Origin of the sequence: Caulobacter endophyticus (assembly GCF_003116815.1) — a bacterium.
GTDB lineage: Bacteria > Pseudomonadota > Alphaproteobacteria > Caulobacterales > Caulobacteraceae > Caulobacter > Caulobacter endophyticus.
Genome location: NZ_QDKQ01000071.1, coordinates 148683 through 172169 on the forward strand (window position 1 = coordinate 148683; position 23487 = coordinate 172169).

The window sequence follows — 23487 nt, forward strand, 5'->3', positions numbered from 1 at the left end:
TCAGCGCGCGAACGGGAAGGGGGTCACCGACTTGCTGGCCTCTTCGACCAGCAGGGTGCGGTTGATCGGGGCGGCGGCGCGCTGTGGGCAGGCCGGCCGCTCGCAGATCCGGCACGAGGGGCCGATCTCCACCGCCAGCGGCGAGGCGATGTCGAGCCCGCGCGAGGCCGCCAGCTTGCTGGCGAACTTCAGTTCGCAGCCCAGGCCGATCACCAGTTCGTCCTCCAGCCCCGCCTGCAGACCCGAGGTCCGCCTCACGGTGCGCGACAGGGTGAAGTAGCGCTCGCCGTCGGGGGTCTCGATCACCTGGGTGACGATGCGCCCGGGAGTCTTGAAGCTGTCGTGGACGTTCCAGCGCGGGCAGGCCCCGCCGAAGCGCGAGAACGGGAAGGGGCCGGCCGCGAAGCGCTTGGAAATGTTCCCCGCCGCGTCCAGCCGCATCATGAAGAACGGGATGCCCCGCGCGCCAGGACGGCTCAGCGTCGTCAGGCGCTGGGCGGCCTGCTCGTAGCTGACGCCGAAGCGCGGCCGCACCCGCTCGATGTCGTAGCCGCTGGCCTCCATGGCCGCGTGGAACGGCTCGTAGGGCATCATGATCGCCGCGGCGAGGTAGTTGTCGAGGAACACCTTCAAGAGCTGGCGCGTCGCGCGGTCGGGCGCGGCGAAGCGGTCGGCCAGGCGGGTGAGCGCCTCGGGCGCTTCCATCAGGCCCAACTGGTAGCACATGGCGAAGATGCGGCTGGCCGGGGCCAGGGTCTCCGACACCATCAGCCGCTTGCGGTGGTGGTCATAGCGGCGCAGCGAGCCGGCCATGACCTCGGCCGGCATGACCCTGGTCTGGATGCCGTGGCGGGCGACCAGGCGCTCGCGCACGGCTGGCCCCAGGTCCTGTAGGTCGGCGTCCAGCGCCGCTACGATGGCTTCGGCCGCCGTCTCCAGCTCGGCGAAGTGGTTGCGTTGCGAGCCGACGAGATCGCGCACCCAGTCGGTCGGCGATGACGAGGCCGCCGGCGTGCCGTCGGGACGCTCGAAGGCGCCCAGGTCGATCATCCGGCCGCGGTCGAGATAGGCGCGATAGAGGCGTGCCATGGCCTCGGCCAGGCCCGGCGAAAGCTCGGCCACCTCAGCCGCCTCGTGGCGGCCGATGCCGAGGTCGGCGAACATCTTGTCGGCCAGCACCTCTTCCAGGCCCGCCCCGCCGCCCGGATCGTCGGCCGACAGGGTGCGCAGATCCAGGTCATAGGCCTCGGCCAGCCGCAGCAGCATCTGGGCCGTCACCGGCCGCTGGTTGCGCTCCAAGAGGTTCAGGTAGCTGGGCGAAACGCCCAACTCATCGGCCATGCGGCTTTGGGTGACGCCCAGGTCGCGGCGCAGGCGTTTGAGGCGGCCGCCCAGGAACAGCTTTTTGTCGGTTGTGACCATGCCTGTCACGTTGTCATGATTTTACAAAATACACAAAGTCGATTTGTGACAAATCGTCTTCAATAGGTTCGACCGCCTTGCCGCATCGGCGTTAGCTCCCTGTCACAGCTTACAGCCCGCCTCCCAACAAGCGGGCCCCGATGGGGAAGACGAACGACCATGCGCAAGACCTACGCCGAGCACCGCCAGGACCTTATCGCCCGCTATCCGCAAGGCGTGACGTCCGGCGGCGTCGCCATCGACGACATCATCCAGCTGAAGCTGCAGAACACCTTCAACACCCATCTGGACATCGCGCGCGAGATGGCCGTCGTCATGCGCGCCGACATGGCAGCCTATGACGCCGACTCCAGCAAGTTCACCCAGTCGCTGGGCTGCTGGTCCGGCTTCCACGCCCAGCAGATGATCAAGTCGGTCAAGCGCCTGCGCGGCACGACCAAAGGCGCCTATGTCTACCTGTCGGGCTGGATGGTCGCGGGTCTGCGCAACCGCTTCGGCCACCTGCCGGACCAGTCGATGCACGAGAAGACCTCGGTCGTCGACCTGATCGAAGAGATCTACGTCTCGCTGCGCCAGGCTGACGAAGTGGCGATCAACGACCTCTTCAAGGCGCTGAAGACCGCCCGCGACGCCGGCGACCAGGTCGCCGAGCAGGCCGCGATCAAGGCCATCGACACCTTCGAGACCCACGTCGTTCCGATCATCGCCGACATCGACGCCGGCTTCGGCAACGAGCACGCCACCTACCTGCTGGCCAAGGAGATGATCAAGGCCGGCGCCTGCTGCCTGCAGATCGAGAACCAGGTCAGCGACGCCAAGCAGTGCGGCCACCAGGACGGCAAGGTCACCGTGCCGCGCGAGGACTTCATTGAAAAGCTGCGCGCCTGCCGCCTGGCCTTCGAGGAGCTGGGCGTGGACGAGGGCGTCATCGTCGCCCGCACCGACAGCCTGGGCGCGGGCCTGACCCAGAAGGTTCCGGTCAGCCAGGGCGAGGGCGATCTGGCGGCCGAATACATCAAGTGGCTGAAGACGGAAGCCATCACGGCCGAGAACCCGCTGCGCGACGGCGAGATCGCGATCATGAAGGACGGCGCCTTCGTCAAGCCGGTGCGGATGGCCAACGGCCTGTTCGCCTTCCAGGACGGCACGGGCCGCGCCCGGGTCATCGAGGACTGCATCGCCAACCTGACCCAAGGCGGCGCCGACCTGCTGTGGATCGAGACCGATACGCCCAACGTGGACGAGATCGCCTCGATGGTGGCCGAGGTCCGCAAGGCGGTGCCGAACGCCAAGCTGACCTACAACAACTCGCCTTCGTTCAACTGGACCCTGAACCTGCGCAAGCAGGTCCGCGCCCAGTGGATCGCCGAGGGTAAGATCCACGAGGACTCCTATCCCGACGGCAACGTCCTGATGTCGGCCGAGTACGACGCCACCGATCTGGGCCGCGAGGCTGACGAGCGCCTGGCCCGCTTCCAGGTCGACATCTCGGCCCGCGCGGGGGTGTTCCACAACCTGATCACCCTGCCGACCTTCCACCTGACCGCCAAGAGCGTCGACGAGCTGTCGCGCGGCTACTTCGGCGACCAGCGGATGCAGGCCTACGTCAACTCGGTGCAGCGCGAGGAGATCCGCCGCGGGGTCTCGGCGGTGAAGCACCAGCACGAGGTCGGCTCCGACCTCGGCGACACCTTCAAGGAAATGGTCGGCGGCGAGCGGGCGCTTAAGGCCGGCGGCCACGCCAACACCATGAACCAGTTCGCCGCCGAATAGCCCGGCGTCCGAAACCGACAACCCACTGGCGAAAACCTACAGGAGAGAACGCCATGACCAACGTCACGCAATTCGCTCCGGCCGCGATGCCGGACTCGTCGGCCCAGGATCGCGCCGTGGACCGCCTCGCCGAGGCCTCGCACCGCCTCAACGAAGCCGTCCGCCGCGCCATCGAGGCGGGCTACTCGGTCGAGCTGGTGCGCACCTCGCGCCACCATGACGGCTCGGGCAACTGGGGCGACCAGATCGTCCCGACCGTCCGCGCCAACGAAGCGCCCAAGAGCGCGTAAGACGCTCGGGCGCCTGCGGGCGAGGGGAGGCGCCTGCTTCCTCCTCTCGCCCGCCACACTGCAATCGTCATCCCGGAGGGCGCGCAAGCCCCATCCGGGACCCAGGGGCCGCCGTACGGCGTCGAGGCTTCTTCGCGGTGGCCGGCGCGGTGCGCGCGGTCCCTGGGCTCCGGTTTTCCTTCGCCGGAAAGGGATGACGAAACTTGGGTGCGCAGGCCGCATCCGATACATCCTTCCAAGTCCGCGTCACCACACCACGGAACACGCCATGCCTCTCGACATCGCCGCCAACGTCCAGATTCTCGGCCCGATCGAGGGTCGTGCGGTAGAGATCCTCACGCCAGAGGCCGTGGCCTTCGTGGCCGACCTGCATCGCCGCTTCGACGGCCGCCGGCGCGAACTGCTGGCCGCCCGCCAGGCGCGCCAGGCCCGCTTCGACGCCGGCGAGCTGCCCGACTTCCTGGCCGAGACCTCGCACGTCCGCGCCGCCGACTGGCGTGTCGCCCCCATTCCCGCCGACCTGCTCGACCGCCGCGTCGAGATCACCGGGCCGGTCGATCGCAAGATGATCATCAACGCCCTGAACTGCGGGGCGAAGGTGTTCATGGCCGACTTCGAGGACGCCACGGCCCCCACCTGGGCCAATGTCATTGAAGGCCAGGTCAACCTGAAGGACCGCTGGAACGGCGTCTTGGACCACGTCGATCCGAAGTCCGGAAAGGCTTACGCGCTGGGAGCCAACCCGGCCGTCCTGAAGGTGCGGCCGCGTGGCTGGCACCTTCCCGAAAGCCACCTCGAAGTCGACGGCGCGCCTGTCGCCGGCGCGCTGTTCGACTTCGGCCTCTACGTCTTCCACAACGCCAAGGCCGCCCTGGCGCAGGGCTCGGGCCCGTACTTCTATCTGCCCAAGCTGGAGAGCCATCTGGAGGCGCGCCTCTGGAACGACGTCTTCGTCCGCGCCCAGGAGGCCCTGGGCCTGCCCGTCGGCACGTTCAAGGCCACGGTGCTGATCGAGACGATCCCCGCCGCCTTCGAGATGGATGAAATCCTGTTCGAGTTGAAGGACCACATCGTCGGCCTCAACTGCGGCCGCTGGGACTACATCTTCTCGTTCATCAAGCGCCTTGGCCGCCGGCCTGAGTTCCTGACCCCGGACCGCTCGGCCATGGTCATGGGCAAGGCCTTCCTCGGCGCCTATTCGCTGAAGCTGGTCCAGACCTGCCACCGTCGCGGCGCCTTCGCCATGGGCGGCATGGCCGCCCAGATCCCGGTCAAGGGCGACGAGGCCGCCAACCAGGCCGCCTTCGCCAAGGTTCGCGCCGACAAGGAGCGCGAGGCGGGCGCCGGCCACGACGGCACCTGGGTGGCCCACCCCGACCTGGTGCCGGTGGCCATGGAGGTCTTCGACCGCCTGATGCCGTCGCCCAACCAGCTCGACAAGACGCTGGAAGGCCTGGAGATCACGCAGAGCCAGATGCTGGAGCTGCACGACGGCGCCCGCACCGAGGCCGGCGCCCGCGAGGCCATCCGCGTCGGCGTGCGCTACACCCAGGCCTGGCTGGAGGGCCGGGGCGCGGTGCCGCTCTACAACCTGATGGAAGACGCGGCGACCGCCGAGATCTGCCGCACCCAGCTGTGGCAATGGGTGCGTCTCGGCGCCGAGCTCGAGGACGGTCGGGCGCTGACCTCGGAGCTGTTCGTCGGCCTGTTCACCCAGGAGATGGCCGACCTGCGCCGCGAATTCGGCTCGCCGCGCCTGGAAGAGGCGGCCCATCTCTTCACCCGGATGGTGCTGTCCGACACGCTCGAGGAATTCCTCACCCTGCCGGCCTACGAGCTGATCGGCTGACCTTGCTGATCGGCCGGTCCCGGCGCGGCGGCGCTCCCCCGGAGCGCCGCCGCGTTGCGTCGGGCCGCTGACACTTAAGGACCGAAAAGACCGGAGCCATGCAGGCGCCGGCGCGTTTGACGCTCGACCAGTAACGAAGGCGGGCGTCGTCATGACCAGCTTCTCCCTGCGTCGGGATCTCCTCACCCGACCCATCTTTCATTGGGCCCAAGGCGTGCTGCCGGCCCTGTCCCAGACCGAGCGCGACGCCATCGACGCAGGCGACGTCTGGTGGGACGCGGCGCTGTTCACCGGCGATCCCGACTGGAACGAACTGCTTTCGTTCCCCAAGCCCCAGCTGCGACCCGACGAGCAGGCCTTCATGGACGGCCCCGTCGAAAAGCTCTGCGCCATGGTCGACGAGTGGACCATGACCTGGGAGACGCGTGACCTGTCGCCCGAGGTCTGGACCTTCCTGAAGGAAAGCAAGTTCTTCGGGATGATCATTCCCAAGCAGTACGGCGGCCTGGGCTTTTCTGCCTTCGGTCATGCCGAGGTCGTGCGTCGCATCGCCACCCGCTCGGTGACCACGGCGGTGACCACCATGGTTCCCAACTCGCTCGGCCCGGGCGAGCTGATCATGCGCTTCGGCACGAAGGACCAGCAGGACCATTGGCTGCCACGCCTGGCCGACGGTCGCGAGGTCCCGGCCTTCGGCCTCACCAGTCCCGAGGCCGGCTCGGACGCCTCGGCCATGGTCGACGAGGGCGTGGTCTGCCGCGGAACCTGGGAAGGAAAGGAGGTCCTGGGCATCCGCCTCAACTGGCACAAGCGCTACATCACGCTGGGACCCGTCTGCACGGTGCTGGGCCTGGCCTTCAAGCTGCGCGACCCCGACCACCTGCTGGGCGAGCGCGAGGACATCGGCATCACCTGCGCGCTGGTGCCGACCACCACGCCGGGCGTCGAGATCGGCCGGCGCCACCTGCCGGCCTTCCAGACCTTCCAGAACGGTCCCAACTGGGGCACGGACGTCTTCATCCCCATGGACCTCGTCATCGGCGGCGTCGATCGGGTGGGGCAGGGGTGGAAGATGCTGATGACCGCCCTGGCGGCCGGTCGCGGCATATCGCTGCCGGCCCTGTCGGGCGCCGCGGCGGCCTTCAGCGCCCTGACCACCGGCAGCTACTCGCGCGTGCGCCAGCAGTTCGGCATCTCGATCGGCAAGTTCGAGGGCGTGCAGGAGCGCCTGGCCCGCATCGCCGGCAACGCCTACCTCGTCGATGGCGCGCGTCGCCTGACCTGCGCGGGTCTGGACCTTGGCAAACATCCGTCGGTTATCTCGGCCCTGCTGAAGTCCGGCGCCACCGAGCGAATGCGCACCGTCGTCAACGACGCCATGGACGTCCACGGCGGCAAGGCCATCATCGAAGGGCCGCGCAACTACATGGGCGCGCAATACCGGGCCATTCCCGTCGGCATCACGGTCGAAGGCGCCAATATCCTGACCCGCAGCCTGATGGTGTTCGGCCAGGGCGCGATCCGCGCGCATCCCTACATGCTCAGGGAGATCCTGGCGCTTGGCGACGCCAACGCCCAGCGCGGCCTGGAGCAGTTCGACGAGGTGTTCTGGAGCCACGTCGCCCACGCCCTGCGCAATGGCGTCCGCACCTTCGCGCGCAGCTGGAGCAATGGCGCTCTGTCGCCGGCCCCGGACGCCGGCCGGGCCACGCGCTTCTACCGCCAGGCGGGCCGCTACAGCGCCGGCTTCGCCCTGGCTTCGGACCTGGCCCTGCTGACCCTGGGCGGCGATCTCAAACGCAAAGAGATGTTGTCGGCCCGCCTGGGCGACATTCTCTCCGAGCTCTACTTCCTGTCTGGCGCGCTGAAGCGCTGGGAGGATGAGGGCCGCCAGGACGCCGACTTCCCGCTGCTGCAATGGTGCGCCGACACCGCCTTCGCCACCATCGAGCAGCGTTTCGACGAGGTGTTCGCCAACCTGCCCAACCGCCTGGCCGGATGGCTGCTGCGGTCGGCGATCTTGCCCTTCGGCGCCCGTCGCCGCGGCCCCTCCGACAGGGTCACCCAAGCCTGCGCAGAGCTGCTGCTGCACCCTTCGGAGACCCGCGATCGCCTGGTCGAGAACGTCTATGTCGGCGGCAAGGATCAGGCCGTCGGTCAGCTGATCGACGCCTTCGAGCGCGTGGTCGCCACCCAGCCGATCCATGATCGCCTCAAGGCCCAGAAGATCCGCGACTGGAAGTTCGCCGCCGAAAGGGGGCTGGTGACCGAAGCAGAGGTCGCTCAGTTGGAGGCCGCCGACAAGGCCGTGGCCGAGGTGATCGCCGTCGACGACTTCGCCCACGACGGTCTGGCCACGGAAGTCCGGGCCCAGGCCCGGACCGACGCGGTCAGCGACAAGCGCGCCAGGGCGCAGGGCGACGGCGAGATCCCCGAACGGCCCGGCCAGGGCGAGGCCCGCAGCTTCGAGGTCCGCGCGTGAGCCGGCCGGTCTATGTCGTCGACGGCGCCCGCACGCCGTTCCTCAAGGCGCGCAAGGGGCCGGGACCGTTCACCCCGGTCGACCTGGCCGTCCAGTGCGGGCGACCGCTGCTGCTGCGCCAGCCCTTCGCGCCCGACGCCTTCGACCAGGTGATCCTCGGCTGCGTCAACGTCATCGCCGACGAGCAGAACCCCGCCCGCGTCGCGGCGCTGCGCCTGGGCTGCGGCCCGGAGATGACGGCCTTCACCGTGGCCATCAACTGCGGCTCGGGCATGCAGTCGATCGACACCGCCTTTCGCTACATCCGCGAGGGATCGTCAGACCTGATCCTGGCCGGCGGCGCCGAAGCGCTCAGTCACGCGCCCCTGGTGCTCAGGCAGTCAGCCGTCGAGTGGCTGTCGGCCTTCCAGGGCGCTAAGTCGCCGCTCGACAAGGCCAAGGCGGCTGCGGCCTTCCGGCCCGACATGCTGCAGCCGGTCATCGGCCTGGAACGCGGCCTGACCGACCCGATCACCGACCTGGGCATGGGCCAGACCGCCGAGGTGCTGGCCCATTACTTCAACATCAGCCGCGAGGCGGCGGACGCCTACGCCGTCGAGAGCCACAAGCGGCTGGCCCGCGCCCAGGCCGAAGGCTGGCTGGCCGGCGAGGTCGAGCCCGCCTTCGCCCGCGACGGCACGGTCTACGACCATGACGACGGCGTGCGTCCCGACAGCAGCGTCGAGAAGCTGTCGACCCTGAAGCCCGCCTTCGAGCGGCCGTTCGGCAAGGTCACACCCGGCAATAGCTCGCAGATCACCGACGGCGCCTCGTGGGTGATCCTGGCCTCTGAAGAGGCGGTGAAGAAGCACGGCCTGACGCCGCGCGCCGTCATCCTCGACAGCGAATGGGCCGCTCTGGATCCGTCGATCATGGGCCTTGGACCGGTGCTGTCGTCCTCGGCCCTGCTCAAGCGCGCGGGCCTGTCGCTGGGCGAGGTCGATCTCTGGGAGCTGAACGAGGCCTTCGCCGCCCAGGTGCTGGCCTGCCTGGCGGCCTGGGAGGACGAAGCCTTCGGCCGCGAGATCCTGGGCCTTTCCGGAGCGGCCGGGACCATCGATCGCGAGCGTCTGAACGTCGATGGCGGGGCCGTCAGCCTGGGCCACCCGGTCGGGGCCAGCGGCAACCGCATCGTGCTGCACCTGATCACCGCCCTGGAGCGCCTGGACCTCAAGCGCGGGATCGCCACCGAGTGCATCGGCGGCGGCCAGGGCGGCGCCATGCTGATCGAACGGGTCTGAGGAGGGAAACGACCATGCAAGACCGTGTCCTGACCCTGCTCGAACCCCGCGACTTCGACCTTGGTCCCAAGCCGGCGGGCGACGGCCCCTACAAGCACTGGAAGCTGACCCGCGACGTCGACAACGTCGCCTGGGCGGTGGTCGACAAGGCCGGCGCTAGCGCCAATACGCTCGATGACGCCGTGCTGGTCGAGCTGGACCAGATCCTCGACCGGCTGGAGGCCGACCGGCCCGCCGGCCTGGTCATCCGGTCGGCCAAGGCCTCGGGCTTCATCGCCGGGGCCGACGTCAGCCAGTTTCGCGGCGCGACCGATGTGTCCGAGGTCGAGCAGCGCATGGCCCGCGCCCATGCCATCACCGACCGGCTGGAGGCGGTGACCTTCCCGACCGTGGCGGTGATCCACGGCTACGCCCTAGGCGGCGGGCTGGAAGTCGCCCTGGCTTGCCACAGCCGCATCGCCGTCGAGGGCGCAAAGTTCGGCTTTCCCGAGGTGCAGCTGGGCCTGCATCCCGGCCTTGGCGGCACGGCGCGGTTCACGCGCCTGATCGATCCGCTGCAGGCCATGCAGTTCATGCTGACGGGCAAGTCGATCCCCGCCCGCAAGGCCAAGGCGCTCGGCCTGATCGACGTCATCGTGCCCGAACGCCACGTCCGGGCGGCCGTCCGCGCGGCGGTCAAGGGCGAGCTGAAGCACGACCAGCCCAGCATTCTCGACCGCCTCAAGGACAGCGGTCCCGCCCGGCGTATCGCCGCCCGGCGCATGCGCGAGGAGGCCGCCAAGCAGGCCCCTGGCGAGCATTATCCGGCCCCCGGCGCGCTGATCGATCTGTGGGAGCGCCATGGCGGCGACTTCGAGGCCATGAAGGCCGCCGAGATCGGCTCGTTCGCCCGGCTGATGGTGTCGCAGACGGCCCAGAACCTGATCCGGGTGTTCTTCCTGCGGGAAAAGCTGAAGGGCCTGGCCGGCGGCAAGTCGGCGATCAAGCGGGTCCACGTCATCGGGGCCGGGGCCATGGGCGGCGACATCGCCGCCTGGTGCGCCTGGAGCGGCCTCACCGTCACCCTGACCGACGTCAAGGCCGAGCCGATCGGCGGAGCGATCAAGCGAGCCGCCGCCCTCTACGGCAAGATCGGCCGCGACGACCGCCTGAAGGTGCGCGACGCGCTTGACCGCCTGATCCCCGACCTGAAGGGGCAGGGCGCCCGGCTGGCCGACCTGGTCATTGAGGCCGCGCCCGAGAAGGTCGACCTCAAGAAGAGCCTCTACGCCAAGCTCGAAACGGTGATGAAGCCGGGCGCGATCCTGGCCACCAACACCTCGTCGATCCCGCTGGAGACCCTGCGCGAAGGGCTGCAGCGACCCGAGCGTCTGGTCGGACTGCACTTCTTCAATCCGGTTTCGCGCATGCAACTGGTCGAGGTGGTGCGCCACGACGGCTTGGACGCCGAGGTCGAGACCGCCGCCCGCGCCTTTACCGGCGCCATAGACCGCCTGCCGGCGCCGGCGAAAAGCGCGCCGGGCTTCATCGTCAACCGCGCCCTGACGCCGTACCTCGCCGAGGCCCTGGTCATGCTCGACGAGGGCGTCTCCAAGGAGACCATCGACAAGGCGGCCGAGGACTTCGGCATGCCGATGGGCCCGATCGAGCTGGCCGACCAGGTCGGGCTCGATATCTGCCTGGCCGTGGCCGACATGCTCAAGCGCGAGCTGGGCTGGGCCATTCCCGACACGCCGCAATGGCTGCGCGACAAGGTCGAACAGAAGAAGCTCGGCAAAAAGACAGGCGAGGGCCTCTATGTCTGGAAGGAGGGCGAGCCGGTGAAGGCCCACGACGCGCCCAAGCCCGATCCCGACATGGCCGACCGCCTGATCCTGCCGCTGGTCAACACCGCCGCGGCCCTGCTGGGCGAGGGCGTCTCGGAGGATCCCGACGTCGTCGATGCGGCGATGATCTTCGGCGCCGGCTTCGCGCCGTTCCGGGGCGGGCCGCTGCACTACGCCCGTCGGCGGGGCGTGTCCGAGGTCAAAGCGCGGCTGGAGGAACTGGCCGGCAAGTACGGCGAGCGCTTCAAGCCGGCGGCTGGATGGTCCAAGCTGGAAGGATGACGCCGCGCTTCACCGACCCGGACGCGCTGGCCGACGCGATCATCGAACGCGTCGGCCGCCGCATCGTGCTGGGCCTGCCGCTGGGCCTGGGCAAGGCCAACCACGTGGTCAACGCCCTGGTGGCGCGTGCGTTGAAGGATCCGTCGATCCATCTGCATGTCTTTACGGCCCTGACCCTGGAGCCGCCGCGCCCCAAATCCGACCTGGAGAAGCGGTTCCTGGGCCCGATCATCGAGCGCACGCTCGGCGGCTATCCGGCGCTGGCCTATGCCGAACTGCAGCGGCGCGACGCCCTGCCGTCCAACATCGAGGTCGATGAGTTCTTCTTCCAGGCCGGCACGCGGCTAAGCACGCCCAGCGCCCAGCGCAGCTACATCTCGGCCAACTACACCCACGCCGCCGGCTATCTGCGCGAGCGCGGCGTCAATGTCGTGGCCCAACTGGTCGCCCGGCGGGGCGATCGCCTTAGCCTGTCGTGCAACACCGACATAACGCTCGATCTCCTGGCGGCGCGAAGGGCGGGGCAGGACGACTTCATGCTGGTCGGCCAGGTCAATGACGAACTGCCGTTCATGCCGGGCGACGGCGACCTGCCGGCCGACGCCTTCAGTCACCTGCTCGACGGGCCGGACGTGCAGTTTCCGCTGTTCGCCCCGCCCAAGGAGCCGATCCCCGACGCCTCCTACGCCATCGGCTTCCACGCCGCTTCGCTGGTGCGCGACGGCGGCACGATCCAGATGGGCATCGGCGCCATCAGCGACGCGGTGGCGCAAGGGCTGATCGTGCGTCACCGGCGGCCTGACGTCTTCGTCGACACCGTCCGGCGCCTGTCGCCAGACCAAGCCGCGCCGGTCGCCTGCGGACCGTTCGAGATGGGGCTCTACGCGGCCACCGAGATGTTCGTCGACTGCCTGCTCGACCTCTGGCGGGCGGGCGTGCTCAAGCGTCAGGTCGACGGCGCGGTGCTGCATGGGGGCTTCTTCCTCGGCCCGCGCGCCTTCTATCGGGCCCTGCGCGAGATGCCCGAGGACGAGCGGGCGAAGTTCCAGATGCAGGCCATCTCCGGCATCAACGAGATCTATGGCGACGAGGCGGCCCGCCGCGCGGCTCGCGTCGACGCCCGCTTCGTCAACACCGCCATGATGGCGACCCTGCTGGGGGCCGCAGTCTCCGACGGCCTCGACGACGGCCGCGTGGTCAGCGGGGTGGGCGGCCAATATAACTTCGTCGCGCAGGCCTTCGCCCTGGAGGGGGCGCGCTCTATCATCACCCTGCCGGCGGTGCGCGGAAGCGGCCGCAAGGCGGCGTCGAACATCCTGTGGTCCTACGCGCACGGCACGATCCCGCGTCACCTGAAGGACGTGGTCGTCACCGAATACGGCGTCGCCGACCTGCGCGGCCGCACCGATCGAGACACCATCGTCCGTATGCTGAGCATTGCGGACTCCCGCTTCCAGCCCGAGCTTCTCGACGAAGCCAAGCGGGCGGGAAAGGTCGAGGCCGGCTATGTCATCCCGGAGGCGTTCCGCAACAACACGCCCGAGCGGATCGCCGAGGCGCTGAAGCCGGCCAGGGACGCGGGTCTTGCGCCGCTGCTGCCGTTCGGCTCGGATTTCGACGCCGTCGAGCAGGGCCTGCTGCCGGTGCTGGGGCGATTGAAGGCCGCCCAGGGCGATTCGCGGGCGCTGCTGGCCTATGTCTGGAAGGGGCTGGGCGCGCCGGCGCCCGGGGATGGCCTTCGCCGGCTGGGTCTCGAACAGCCCAGGACCTTGAACGAGCGGGTCCTGGCTCTGGCCGTGCGGGGCGCGGCGGCCGGCTGAGCGTCAGGCGAAGATCTTGATCACCGTGGCCAGGATTTCTTCCTTTGAGCGCACGCCCATCTTGCCGTGGATGTGCTTGATGTGGGTGCGCACAGTCAGCACCGAGACGCCCTTGATCTCTGCGATCCGATCCGCGCTATGCCCGGCGATGATCTCTGCCAGGATCCGGGCTTCCATGATGCTAAGGCCGAACAGGGCGCCCAGGCGGGGCAGGTGCGCGGGGGCGTCGAAGTCCTTGAGCACGATCACCAGGGCCAGCTGATCGCCGTCCTGCACCGCACGCATGCGCAGCAGGAAGCGCCGATCCCCGTCGTCGCTCTCGATGAACTGGCAGACCTCCTGGCCGCTAAGGGCCTCGGCCATGCGCTCCATCAGGAAATGGTGGGTGCGGCGATCCACGCCGCCGATCTTGCCGCCGCGATCGACCAGCGGGCTTGGGCCGGACAACAGGGCCGCCGCGGCCCGCGAGCGCCAGAGCACGGTCGCCGTCTGGTCGATGACGATGCGGGCGATCTGGTCCTCGTCGAGGCAGAAGCGCACTGCACTGGTGTCGAACATCGTCGCAGCCGCGTGAGAGCCGTCCATCTTTCCCTCCCTCGCCGACCTTTGGTCGACGCTGGACCCAGCTGCTTTGGCTAGGCCGACTTTGTATGCAGTTAAAGCCAACTAGGGATAATTTATCCACAACCTGGGATTACCAGGTGTTGCGTAGCGTCGGTTTGTCGCACGATTTTTGAGAATGCTTATCACTGAGGTCTAGGTATATATATTTGTATTACTAAGCGCACTGTAGGTGTCCGTATTTTATTCAAATTCTCCTGGCTGGTGAAACTGTACTAGCTACCCAAGGTGGGGGATTTCAGGTCCTCGGTTCTCTGCAATCGTTCATTAAGAACTTGTTAAGAGAAACGGGGTCTGGGACATGGCTGGCAAGCAACTGACGCTTCCTCGCGCCGTGCGCACCCAGCGCAAGCCGTCCTATAGGGACTGGATACTTGGCGGGAGCTTGCTGGCGGGAATGATCCTGGCCGCGAGCGTGACGGAAAGCCGGGCGCAGGTTACGGCCTACGCTGGCGGCTCGCCGTCCAATATCGTCCTGTCCATTCCCGTGACGGCTTCCGTGGGCGGCCGCTGCGGCTTCGCGCCGGGCGCCGCGCCGAGCGGGAGCAAGGACGTGGGCGAGGTCAACAACGCCTTCACGGCGGACTTTCCCTTTACTCTGCAATGCACGGTGCCTTTCCGGGCGGCGGTGATCTCGGCCAATGGCGGCCTGCTGGCTTCCGGCGTCACGCCGGCCACGGGCTACACCAACCTGGCGCCCTACCTGGTCGACCTGAACCTGGTCGGAGACAGCGGCGTCGGCACGGCCAGCGCTACCTGCGACACCGGCGACCTGAAGACCACCTCGGGCGCGACCTGCGGCTTCAAGGGGCCGGCCTCGGCCAGCCAGGGCCTGCGCCTGAACGGCTCTTCCTACGACGTCGGCGGCTCGTATGTGCGGGTCCATCGCGCCGCCTATGCCGGCGCGCAGATCCTGGCCGCCGCCAACACCTATTCGGACTCGCTCACGGTGACGCTCAGCGTCTCGCCGTGACCCGCCTTCCGGGCCCGCTCCCCCGGCGGATCCGGCGTCCTTCGAAGGGGGAGGGGGTGCATGCCCCGGAACAAGCAGAAGTCGGCCCCGCCGACACAAGACCTTGGGAGTGAAGAGATGAAGAAGACGATCCTTCTCGGCGCCGCCGCCCTGCTGGGCCTGGCGATCGCCCCGGCCGCCATGGCCCAGACGGTCACCGGCACGGTCAACGTCACCGGCAGCGTCGCGGCCAAGTGCGTCGTCATCACCGGCGGCAGCGGCGGCACGTTCTCGGGCTCGATCCCGCTGGGCGAACTGGCCCAGGCGGACGGCACGCTGTCGACCACCCTGGCGGGCTCGACCAACGCCAGCCCCGGCGGCTCCACCCAGTTCCGCGTGAACTGCAACAGCGCCGCTCCCAAGGTGACGCTGAGCTCGACCCGCCTATCCCTGACCCCCAGCGCCGCCGCACCGACCGGCTACACCGGCGACATCGACTACACCGCCGCGCTGGACGCCGCCCTGGCCAACAGCACGACCCAGACCGTCAGCTACGTGACCGCCGCCGCCCTGCCGGCCGCCACTGTGCAGAGCCTGTCGAGCAGCCTGGCCAACAGCGCCGGCAACCTGACGGTCAAGGCCTACGCCCTGAACACCGCCTCGGGCGCGCTGCTGATGGCCGGCAACTACCAAAGCACGATCTCGATCACCATCGAGCCCTCGTGAGCGGACGAGAAAGGGAGGAAGCGCCATGCGTAGCACCTTTCTCCTGACCGTCGCCGCGGCGAGCCTCGCGCTCGCCGCCGCTGCGGGCCAGGCGCAGGCCCAGAGCGTGACGGGCACGGTGCAGGTCAACGGCACGGTGGCCAATCGCTGCCTGTTCGTGACCGACAACGTGGTCCTGGACCTGGGCGAACTGTCGCTGCAGACCGGCGACGTCTCGGCCATCGGCCGGCTCGACGGACCCAAGCTGACCAGCCGCACGGCCACGCTGAACGGCTGGTGCAACGGGGTGTCGGCGACCATGGCCGTCGAGGCCCAGCCGATCTTCAACACCAGCTTCACCAGCACCGCCCCAACCGGGTTCGAACGGCGGATCGACTACACCGCCACCGCCACGGTCTCGCCCGCCAGCGGGTCGGTGTCGGCGTCCGACAGCACACTGGCCTCCGGCGCTGGCGCGGCCAGCACCACGGGCCTCTTCGCCAGCGACATCGTCGTCAGCTTCGCCGACGCGGCCACGCCGGCCGGCGGTCGGCTCGTCTCCGGGTCCTATTCGGGCTCGGTCGCCGTGACGCTGGCTCCGGCCACCTGAGGGGAGAAAGGTCGTCATGATCCTGCACCGAACCTGCCTTGTCGGACTCGCGGCGACCGCTCTTCTCGCCCCGCTGGCCGGGGCGACCGGCGCCTGGGCCCAGGATCCCGTCCAGGGAACCGTCGGGCTCGACGCCCAGGTCGCCCAGGTCTGCGTGCTGGGCGCGCCCAGCCCCGGCGCCCTGGCCCTGGGCCAGATTTCCGAGAGCTCGGGCGTCCGAGTGGGCCGGCTGGCGACCATCGCCAACCAGTCGATCCAGCTGCCCGGGACCTTCTGCAACTACGCCGGCGCGGCCCTGGCCATCTCGGCCTCGCCGCTGGCGGTGACCGGAACCACGACCCAGCCCGGCTTCGTCGGCTCGGTGGACTACACCTGCACGATCAGCGCCTGGGGCGCGACGTCGGCCACCGTCCGCACCAGCGCCGGCAATGCGTCGGGTGTCGGGTCGCCCTCGACCAGCAGCGCGCCGAAGGAGACCGACCTGACACTGGTGGTCTCGGACTTCGCCACGGCCACCGACAGCCAGCTGCAGCCGGGCGCGTACCTGGCGCTCGTCACCATCACGCTCGGGCCCGACGCGGGCCTGGCCGCTTCGGGGAGCTGAACCATGCGGCGCTCGCCTTTCCTCATCGCCCTGGCGCCGCTGGCCATCGCCGGCGCCGCCTCGGCCCAGACCTACGGACCGTCCGACAGCGTCGGGCCCATCCAGATCACCGCCACCGTGCCCGACAACATCTGCACGATCGGCGACCTCAGCGATGGCGACAACCTGTTCGACGTCGGGGTGATGATCGACACCACCACGGGCCTGCTGCTGCCCAGCCTGTCCGCGCCGCCCAAGGTGCTGACCGGGACGCAGTGCGGCGCGCCCAGCCAACTGACTATCGCCGCCACCCAGATGACGGCCCAGGCCTTCACGAACGCGGCGCCCACGGGCTTCTCGCGGGCCGTCGACTACACGGCCACGGCCTCGGGCTGGACGCCGGTGGACGCCAGCTATTCGACGGGCGCGGCCGCCAACGCCGGCGCGTCCCAGACCCGCGACAGCGGCGGCTCGGGCCAGATCACCATCAGCCTGTCGAACTTCGCCACGTCCGGCGGACCCAGCCTGCGGCCGGTCGCCGACGACACCTACCAGGGGGCGATCGTCGTCACCCTGGCGGCGGCCAGCTGAGCGGGGAGGGCGTCATGACCAGAACCAACCGCTTCAAGGCCGCCGTCCTCGCCGGCGCCTCGGCCGTCACCCTGCTGCTGCTGGGCCAGTTGGCCCGCGCCCAGGAAACCGACAACACCCGCGACTTCGTGGTGCGCGGCCAGGTGCCGAAGGTCTGCACCATCGCCGCGCCGACTATCGGCGCGGGCCAGGTGGTCAACTTCCTCAGCCTGACCGGCGGAACCCTGCAGGTCGACCAGCTGACCGATCCCGTCACCCTGTCGACCCGGGCAGCCTCGGCCCAGGTCAACTTCGCCGCGGTGTGCAACTACGCCCACCAGATCGTGCTCGAGAGCCAGAACAACGGCCTGTGGCGCTCGGAGCTGGGCCTGACCCCGGCGCCGACCGGCTTCAGCGACGCGGTGCCCTACACCGCGACCCTGGCCTGGGGGCCGGTCAACAACCGCTTCGAGGCCGACGCCAGCGCCCGCCGCATCCGCGACAGCGCCCAGCTCGTCGACCAGCCGGTCGTCGGCGACGTGACCCTGCGGCTGGATATCCAGCCGGGCGCCACGAACCTGCAGACCAACGCCCCGCTGGTGTCCGGCGTCTACCGCGACACCCTGCGCCTGACGGTGGAACCCCAATGAAGACCGTCCTTCTCATCGCCGCCGTGACGCTGGGCGTCACCGCCGCCGCCAGCGCCCAAACCCTACCGACGGGAGACGAGGCCTCGAGCGAACTGCAGTTGATCGGCCAGGCGCCCAGCGCCTGCGTGCTGTCGCCGCCGTCGGCGGCCGCCGGCGTCAACACCAGCTTCGCCGCCCAGGGCGGCCAGGCAGGGGTGGTGCGCTTCACCCAGTTCGTCGATCCCCAGACCGCCCAGCCGCGCGACGCCTCGATCAGCCTGGCCTTTCCGGTGGTTTGCAACTCGGCCCACCGCCTGGTGGTGCGCACCGATGGCGCGGGCATGAACCGGGTCGGCGGCGGCGCGACCGCTCCTGGCTTCCGCGACCGCCTCGACTTCCAACTGACGGCCGACTGGGCCGGCGCCAGCGCGTCGGGCGCCAGCACGGTCGCCACCCCGATCAACCTGGCCACCGCCAACGGCGCGGCCGGGCAGATGAACCTCGTCGTCGCCGTCACCGGCGGCGGGGCGCCGATGGTCGCCGGCGACTACGCCGGAACCCTCGTCGTCGAGCTCGAGGCCCAGAACTGACCCACGAACCGAACTGAATCCATGAGGAGCGGACACCGAATGACTCGTTCGAAAACCTTCCGAGGGCGCTTGCTGGGGGCGGCTTGCGCCGGTCTCCTGGCGCTCGCGGGACTGGCGGCGCAGGGGGCGCCGGGCCTGGGCGGGGGCGCCCTGGCCATGACCGTCCAGCCCGTCGTCATCGACCTGAAACCGACCGGTCGGGGCATGTCCCAGATCGTCACGGTGCAGAACACCTTCGCCAATCCGCTGCCGGTGGAGCTGCGCGCCGAGGAGCTGTCCTTCGACGAGAAGGGCGCCCGCCCCAGCGACATCCCCAGCAACGACCTGCTGATCTTTCCGCCCCAGGCGGTGATCCAGCCGGGCGAGACCCAGTCGTTCCGGATCCAGTGGGTCGGCGATCCGGCCCTGGCGCAGAGCAAGCACTACTACGTCACCGTCGCTCAGATGCCGGTGAAGCTGCCGGAGGGCCAGTCGGCCATCCAGATCCTCTACAACTTCCAAGTCCTGGCCAGCGTCGCGCCCTCGGGCGGCAAGCCGGTCCTGGCCCTGTCGAAGAGCGAGATCGGCGCGGACGCCGACGGCAAGCCCGTCCCGGTCGTCTACGTCGCCAACACGTCCAACACGCACGGATACCTGTCCCGCGGAAAGCTGAAGATCATCGAGAAGGACGCCTCGGGCAAGGCGGTCTTCACGCGGACCATTCCCGGTCCGGAGATCCAACAGACGATCGGCTTCGGCCTGATCGCCCCCGGCCAGACGCGGCGCATCGCCGTTCCCATCGAACTGCCCTTGACGGCGGCAGCAGGAGGCTCCCTTGAGGCCCAATTCTCGTCAGACGAAGGGCGCTAGGTCGCGCGCCTACCGTCGCTGGCTGATGGCGGGATGCCTGGCCGGCGCGGTCCCCTTCGCCGCCCCCTTGGCCGCCCTGGCCGAGCCCATCCCCTACGCCATGCTGGCCTCGACCCAGGAGCCGACCAGCGCGCCCTCGGCCGGCGCGGCCACCGCGGCCGACGCCCGCCGACAGTTGAACCCCACCGGTCGCGACGTGACCCTGACGGTCCCGCTGAAGGACGGCGAGTTCTATGTCGGCGACATGCCGCTGGCGATCTCGGCCGATGGACAGCTGTCGATGCCGTCCGACCGCCTGCTCAGCCTGGTCGCTCCGCTGCTCGACGCCCCGGCGGTCGGCGCCCTGCGCACGGCCCTGGCCGGGCGCGGCGTGGTATCGCCCGAGGTGGTCTCGTCCGCCGGCATGTCCATGACCTATGACCCTCGGGCGCTTGAGCTGCGGATGAACATTCCTCCGGAGCTGAAGGTGGTGCGCAGCCTGCAGGTCACGCCGATGGACCGCATGGGCCTTGGCTCCTACGTCGCGCCCGCCGGCTTCAGCGGCTATCTCAACATCCGCGGTTCGGTCGACTACGTCGAGCAGGGCTTCGATGAGGGCTTCGGCGACCCGACCTTCCTGCTCGACAGCGCCGTGCGCCTGAACGGCGTGGTGTTCGAGAACGAGGCCGTCTGGCAACCGGGCGGAACCGAGGACTTCCAGCGGCTGGGCACGCGCTTCGTCTATGACGACGTCAAGAACGTGCTGCGCTGGACCGCCGGCGACCTGCAGGCCGTCGGCCGCGGCTTCCAGTCCGCGCCCGACATGGCTGGCCTGTCGATCTATCGCTCCTACAGCGTGCTGCAGCCGCAGACGATCGCCCGCCCGCGTGGTCGTGAAAGCTTCACCTTGGCCCGGACCTCCGACGTCAGCGTGATCCTCAACAACCAGCTGACCCGGCGCATCCGCCTGGATCCTGGCCGCTACAACGTGCGCGACTTCCCGTTCGCGCAGGGCGCCAACGACGTGCGCCTGGTCATCGAGGACGACACCGGCCGTCGCGAGACGCTGCAGTTCAACGTCTTCTTCGACCGCGCGCAGCTCGATCCGGGGTTGTCGGAGTTCGGCCTGTTCGCCGGCGTGAAGGCGCCGCTGCTGCTCGACGGACCCGACTACACCGAGGAGTGGACGGTCAGCGGCTTCTACCGGCGCGGCATCAACGATCGGGTGACCCTGGGCGTCAACGGCCAGGCCGACGACACCACCGTCATGATGGGCGCCGAAGGCCTGTTCGGCACCAAGATCGGCACCCTCGGCGTCGACTTCGCGCTGTCGCACATCGACACCTACGGTTCCGGCTATGCGGCGATCGTCAGCTTCCAGCGGCTGTTCCAGTTCGCCGGCGGCCGCGCCGACGCCCTTAACCTGTCGTTCGAGACCCGCAGCCGCGAGTTCGGGCCTGTCGGGACCTTCTTTCCCGACAATCGCTACAACTACGAGATCGGGGTCGGCTATTCGCACGCCTTCAGCGACGCGATCTACGCCAGCATCGATGGCCGCTATTCCAGCGGCCGCGACGAGTTCCCCGACGCCAGCGCCTATCGCCTGGGCATGGGCTACCGCCTGACCTCGAACCTCGCGGTCACGGCCAACCTCATGTACGACGACGTGCCCGGGCGCCGCGAAACCTCGGCCCTGATCTCGCTGTCCTGGCAGTTCTCTAACAACTCCAGCCTGCGGGCCGAGTACGACGGTCGCGAGGATCGGGCGCGGATCGCCTATCAGACGATCCATGGCCAGGGCGTGGGCTCCTACAACGCCTTCGCCGAGGTTTCCCGCTCGCCCGACGACTCCGCCTTCAACGGCAGTCTCAACTACATCGCCAACCGGGCGGAGCTGGGCGTGTCGCACTTCCAGGCCTTCGATGGGCCGGACAATGGGCGCACCTCGCTGCGGGCGGGAACCTCGATCGGCTTCGCCGACGGCGCGGTGTCGGTCGGGCGGCCGGTCTATGACAGCTTCGCGATCATCAAGGGCCACAAGAGCCTGAAGGGCGCCGACGTCGTCGTGAACCCGACCCCGTTCGGCTACACCTCGAACACGGGCGAACTGGGCACGGCGCTGGAAACCAACCTGGCGGCCTATGCCGAGAGGACCATCACCGTCGACGCGCCCAACGCGCCGGCCGGCTATGACCTCGGCTCCGGTTCGTTCCGTCTCTTCCCGCCGTACCGCTCGGGCTATCGCCTGGAGGTCGGCTCGGATTACTCGATCACCGCCATCGGCCGCATGGTCGACGCCGAAGGCCAGCCGCTGGCGCTGGTCTCGGGCCGCGCGGTCGAGGTGACGCCCGGATCCAAGAGCGAGCCGATCACCATCTTCACCAACCGCGTCGGCCGGTTCGGCGCCTCGGGCCTGCGGCCCGGTCGCTGGCGGCTGGAAATGGGGACGACGCCCCCGACGGTCTACTACCTCGACGTGCCGCAAAGCGCCGAGGGCTTCGTCAAGACCGACGACCTCAAGCCCAGCGCGTCGGGAGGCTGACATGAAACGCCGATCGCATTCCCTGTTCATCGGACTGGCCGCCGGCGTCGGCGGGGTCATGCTGGCCGCGGGCGCGGCCCAGGCCCAGTGCGTGACCTTCGATCCTGTCGTCTTGTCGGGCACCTTCGACCCGTTCAACCCGACCGGCACGACGGTGCAGACTCTCGCCATCACCGCGCGGCGCCCGCCGGCGGTGGGCGGCAAGAAGACGCAGGAGGTGAACTTCATCTATCTGCGCCGGCCCGACACCCCGTCGAGCCTGACGATCGTCCAGACCTCGACCGGCGGCCAGATCCTGGAGAACCCGCCTGGGCACGTGCTCGACCCCAACAACGTCAATCCCAACGAGGTCGAGCTCAACTTCGGCGGCGTCGGCCAGCCCGACGTTCAGACGTTCATGGTGACGATCACCGTTCCTAGCGGCGCCGACCTGCCGGCCGGCACGACCGACCTCTTCCTGGACCAGAAGTACTACTGCAAGCGCACCGGCGGCGCGGCCGACGAGCAGGGGGTCATTCCCAACTCGCTCGACATCCGCATCAACGTGCTCAGCGCCCTGCAGGCCAGCTTCGTCGGGCCTGCGCTGGACTTCGGCGAGATCGGCGCGCTGACGACCGCCTCGCTGCCGTCGACGCCCAATTCGGTCAAGCAGCGCACCGGCAATGTGCGGGTGGCCAGCTCGGGCCCGTACTCCGTGGCCCTGACCTCGGCCAATCAGTTCCGGATGACCTATGCGGGCGGGAATCTCGCCACGGCCAACCAGCGGATTCCGTACCAGCTGGACTTCCTGGGGCAGAGCAAGACCACGGCCTCGCCGACCTTCAACACCGTCATCTGCGCCCGCGCCGGCCTGTCGGGCCAGTACCTGGCGGTGACGCCGACTCTGCTGGAAGGCGGGGCCGGCAAGGTTCCGTCGCCCAACTATCAGGACATCCTGACGGTGACCGTGACGCCCCTGGCCGTGCCGACGGCCACCACCCCTGTCGCCTGCATGTAACCTCGGCCCAGCCTGAAAAAGCCCCGCCGGCGCGAGCCGACGGGGCTTTCCTTTTGCCGGCCGCCCGGGGGGAAGGGCGGAGCAAAAACGGGATCAGAGCGCGGTGATGTTCACCGACAGGTCGCCAACCTGGCCGGCGTCGGCGCCGGGATCCAGGCGCAGGCTATGGCTCTGCGAGGCCGCGGTGCTCGAGCGGCTGATCAGGGTGACGCCGGTCGACGACAGCTGGATCTTCTGGCCGTCGACATAGACGGCCGCGTCGCTCAGGCCCTGGGCGTGCGTCAGGCGCACTTCATAGCCCGAGGCGCTGTTGCAGAACTCGGTCATCCGGCCGAGGTCGGTCGGCTCGGCGCTCGAGGCGGTGGTGGCGTCCAGGCTGACGCGGCAGATGACCGGCACGTGCCCTTCGAGACGAAGCTCGTAGCTGGCCGGCGCGGCGGAAGCGGTAGTGGCGGCCAGAGTGGTGAAGGCGGCGGCCAGGATCATCGGAAAGCGCATTGCAAACCCCAGAAGTGAGGATGATGGGAGGATCATCACGAGGGAGGGTTAAGCAGAGCGGCCTAAAGGACGGTAAACGATTTGCATAGTAAGAATGACAGCATGTCGCACTTAAATATAGGCTATGTCTCTTATTTAATATGATTTGAATAGTGTGTTTTTACTATGCGTGTTCACGGCTGCCGTGAGGCTAAGCCGTGGAGGGGATTTCTGGGTTGTGTTGGCAGGCTTCAGTCAGCGCGGGTGCGCGATCGACCGGCGCCGGGTCAGGACGAGGGGGTGCTGATGTCCTGACCCGGCGCTCGGCGGGCGGGGCGCGCCGCCGAGGATCGTCGATG

20 protein-coding genes are annotated in these 23487 nt (G+C 68.9%); 17 read left to right on the top strand and 3 right to left on the bottom strand.

The window, feature by feature from the left end; genetic code table 11:
* Nucleotides 1–1422, bottom strand: a complete 1422-nt coding sequence (locus DDF67_RS22125) for a helix-turn-helix domain-containing protein (RefSeq protein ID WP_109454954.1) — start codon at nt 1420–1422, stop codon at nt 1–3.
* A 159-nt stretch (nt 1423–1581) separates the two neighbouring features.
* Here DDF67_RS22125 and DDF67_RS22130 point away from each other — a divergent pair, with 159 nt between their 5' ends.
* The 7 genes from DDF67_RS22130 (at nt 1582) to DDF67_RS22160 (ending at nt 13024) form a co-directional block, all read left to right on the top strand.
* Entirely contained in the window at nt 1582–3195 is a 1614-nt protein-coding gene (locus DDF67_RS22130; RefSeq protein WP_109454955.1) for an isocitrate lyase, read from the top strand.
* 53 nt (nt 3196–3248) lie between these two features.
* A complete protein-coding gene (locus DDF67_RS22135; protein ID WP_408608628.1) occupies nt 3249–3485 on the top strand; it encodes a hypothetical protein in 237 nt (78 codons plus the stop codon).
* Nucleotides 3486–3753: 268 nt separating this feature from the next.
* Nucleotides 3754–5334 (top strand): malate synthase A, encoded by a 1581-nt coding sequence (gene aceB / locus DDF67_RS22140; RefSeq protein WP_109454956.1) that lies wholly within the window; start codon nt 3754–3756, stop codon nt 5332–5334.
* A 151-nt stretch (nt 5335–5485) separates the two neighbouring features.
* A complete protein-coding gene (locus tag DDF67_RS22145; RefSeq protein WP_109454957.1) occupies nt 5486–7816 on the top strand; it encodes an acyl-CoA dehydrogenase in 2331 nt (776 codons plus the stop codon).
* Nucleotides 7813–9096 carry an acetyl-CoA C-acetyltransferase gene (locus tag DDF67_RS22150; protein ID WP_109454958.1) on the top strand — a complete coding sequence of 428 codons (1284 nt, stop codon included), beginning with the start codon at nt 7813–7815 and terminating at the stop codon, nt 9094–9096. The genes DDF67_RS22145 and DDF67_RS22150 overlap by 4 nt, the downstream gene beginning before the upstream one ends.
* Before the next feature lie 14 nt (nt 9097–9110).
* Nucleotides 9111–11204: a 3-hydroxyacyl-CoA dehydrogenase NAD-binding domain-containing protein gene (locus DDF67_RS22155; RefSeq protein ID WP_109454959.1), complete on the top strand. Its 2094-nt coding sequence runs from the start codon at nt 9111–9113 to the stop codon at nt 11202–11204.
* A complete protein-coding gene (locus DDF67_RS22160; protein WP_109454960.1) occupies nt 11201–13024 on the top strand; it encodes an acetyl-CoA hydrolase/transferase C-terminal domain-containing protein in 1824 nt (607 codons plus the stop codon). Before DDF67_RS22155 ends, DDF67_RS22160 begins: the two co-directional genes overlap by 4 nt.
* 3 nt (nt 13025–13027) lie before the next feature.
* On the opposite strand, the gene DDF67_RS22165 is transcribed toward DDF67_RS22160, so the two are convergent.
* Nucleotides 13028–13609 (bottom strand): helix-turn-helix transcriptional regulator, encoded by a 582-nt coding sequence (locus DDF67_RS22165; protein WP_109454961.1) that lies wholly within the window; start codon nt 13607–13609, stop codon nt 13028–13030.
* 337 nt (nt 13610–13946) lie between these two features.
* Between DDF67_RS22165 and DDF67_RS22170 the strand changes: the two genes are divergently transcribed.
* From DDF67_RS22170 to DDF67_RS22215, 10 genes are all read left to right on the top strand, one after another.
* Nucleotides 13947–14618: a hypothetical protein gene (locus DDF67_RS22170; RefSeq protein ID WP_146198073.1), complete on the top strand. Its 672-nt coding sequence runs from the start codon at nt 13947–13949 to the stop codon at nt 14616–14618.
* 117 nt (nt 14619–14735) lie between these two features.
* Entirely contained in the window at nt 14736–15323 is a 588-nt protein-coding gene (locus DDF67_RS22175; protein WP_109454963.1) for a hypothetical protein, read from the top strand.
* A gap of 25 nt (nt 15324–15348) precedes the next feature.
* Complete coding sequence (locus tag DDF67_RS22180; protein ID WP_109454964.1) at nt 15349–15912, top strand: hypothetical protein; 564 nt, start codon at nt 15349–15351, stop codon at nt 15910–15912.
* A gap of 16 nt (nt 15913–15928) precedes the next feature.
* The gene (locus DDF67_RS22185) at nt 15929–16516 is read left to right on the top strand and encodes a hypothetical protein (RefSeq protein ID WP_109454965.1); all 588 of its coding nucleotides are present in this window, start codon (nt 15929–15931) and stop codon (nt 16514–16516) included.
* A 3-nt stretch (nt 16517–16519) separates the two neighbouring features.
* Entirely contained in the window at nt 16520–17086 is a 567-nt protein-coding gene (locus DDF67_RS22190; RefSeq protein WP_109454966.1) for a hypothetical protein, read from the top strand.
* Nucleotides 17087–17100: 14 nt separating this feature from the next.
* The gene (locus DDF67_RS22195) at nt 17101–17715 is read left to right on the top strand and encodes a hypothetical protein (RefSeq protein WP_109454967.1); all 615 of its coding nucleotides are present in this window, start codon (nt 17101–17103) and stop codon (nt 17713–17715) included.
* Complete coding sequence (locus DDF67_RS22200; RefSeq protein WP_109454968.1) at nt 17712–18284, top strand: hypothetical protein; 573 nt, start codon at nt 17712–17714, stop codon at nt 18282–18284. Before DDF67_RS22195 ends, DDF67_RS22200 begins: the two co-directional genes overlap by 4 nt.
* 39 nt (nt 18285–18323) lie before the next feature.
* Entirely contained in the window at nt 18324–19133 is an 810-nt protein-coding gene (locus tag DDF67_RS22205) for a fimbrial biogenesis chaperone (RefSeq protein WP_109454969.1), read from the top strand.
* Nucleotides 19099–21654, top strand: a complete 2556-nt coding sequence (locus DDF67_RS22210; protein WP_109454970.1) for a fimbria/pilus outer membrane usher protein — start codon at nt 19099–19101, stop codon at nt 21652–21654. The genes DDF67_RS22205 and DDF67_RS22210 overlap by 35 nt, the downstream gene beginning before the upstream one ends.
* Nucleotide 21655: 1 nt before the next feature.
* Nucleotides 21656–22651 (top strand): hypothetical protein, encoded by a 996-nt coding sequence (locus tag DDF67_RS22215; protein WP_109454971.1) that lies wholly within the window; start codon nt 21656–21658, stop codon nt 22649–22651.
* Nucleotides 22652–22744: 93 nt separating this feature from the next.
* Here DDF67_RS22215 and DDF67_RS22220 read toward each other — a convergent pair whose 3' ends face one another.
* Nucleotides 22745–23149: a hypothetical protein gene (locus DDF67_RS22220; protein ID WP_109454972.1), complete on the bottom strand. Its 405-nt coding sequence runs from the start codon at nt 23147–23149 to the stop codon at nt 22745–22747.
* Nucleotides 23150–23487 lie beyond the last annotated feature (338 nt).

Bases quoted from the DNA above. Each gene is read 5' to 3' on its own strand.
- DDF67_RS22125 (WP_109454954.1), bottom strand. From the start codon at position 1,422: ATGGTCACAACCGACAAAAAGCTGTTCCTGGGCGGCCGCCTCAAACGC.
- DDF67_RS22130 (WP_109454955.1), top strand. From the start codon at position 1,582: ATGCGCAAGACCTACGCCGAGCACCGCCAGGACCTTATCGCCCGCTAT.
- DDF67_RS22135 (WP_408608628.1), top strand. From the start codon at position 3,249: ATGACCAACGTCACGCAATTCGCTCCGGCCGCGATGCCGGACTCGTCG.
- aceB (WP_109454956.1), top strand. From the start codon at position 3,754: ATGCCTCTCGACATCGCCGCCAACGTCCAGATTCTCGGCCCGATCGAG.
- DDF67_RS22145 (WP_109454957.1), top strand. From the start codon at position 5,486: ATGACCAGCTTCTCCCTGCGTCGGGATCTCCTCACCCGACCCATCTTT.
- DDF67_RS22155 (WP_109454959.1), top strand. From the start codon at position 9,111: ATGCAAGACCGTGTCCTGACCCTGCTCGAACCCCGCGACTTCGACCTT.
- DDF67_RS22160 (WP_109454960.1), top strand. From the start codon at position 11,201: ATGACGCCGCGCTTCACCGACCCGGACGCGCTGGCCGACGCGATCATC.
- DDF67_RS22165 (WP_109454961.1), bottom strand. From the start codon at position 13,609: ATGGACGGCTCTCACGCGGCTGCGACGATGTTCGACACCAGTGCAGTG.
- DDF67_RS22170 (WP_146198073.1), top strand. From the start codon at position 13,947: ATGGCTGGCAAGCAACTGACGCTTCCTCGCGCCGTGCGCACCCAGCGC.
- DDF67_RS22175 (WP_109454963.1), top strand. From the start codon at position 14,736: ATGAAGAAGACGATCCTTCTCGGCGCCGCCGCCCTGCTGGGCCTGGCG.
- DDF67_RS22180 (WP_109454964.1), top strand. From the start codon at position 15,349: ATGCGTAGCACCTTTCTCCTGACCGTCGCCGCGGCGAGCCTCGCGCTC.
- DDF67_RS22185 (WP_109454965.1), top strand. From the start codon at position 15,929: ATGATCCTGCACCGAACCTGCCTTGTCGGACTCGCGGCGACCGCTCTT.
- DDF67_RS22190 (WP_109454966.1), top strand. From the start codon at position 16,520: ATGCGGCGCTCGCCTTTCCTCATCGCCCTGGCGCCGCTGGCCATCGCC.
- DDF67_RS22195 (WP_109454967.1), top strand. From the start codon at position 17,101: ATGACCAGAACCAACCGCTTCAAGGCCGCCGTCCTCGCCGGCGCCTCG.
- DDF67_RS22200 (WP_109454968.1), top strand. From the start codon at position 17,712: ATGAAGACCGTCCTTCTCATCGCCGCCGTGACGCTGGGCGTCACCGCC.
- DDF67_RS22205 (WP_109454969.1), top strand. From the start codon at position 18,324: ATGACTCGTTCGAAAACCTTCCGAGGGCGCTTGCTGGGGGCGGCTTGC.
- DDF67_RS22215 (WP_109454971.1), top strand. From the start codon at position 21,656: ATGAAACGCCGATCGCATTCCCTGTTCATCGGACTGGCCGCCGGCGTC.
- DDF67_RS22220 (WP_109454972.1), bottom strand. From the start codon at position 23,149: ATGCGCTTTCCGATGATCCTGGCCGCCGCCTTCACCACTCTGGCCGCC.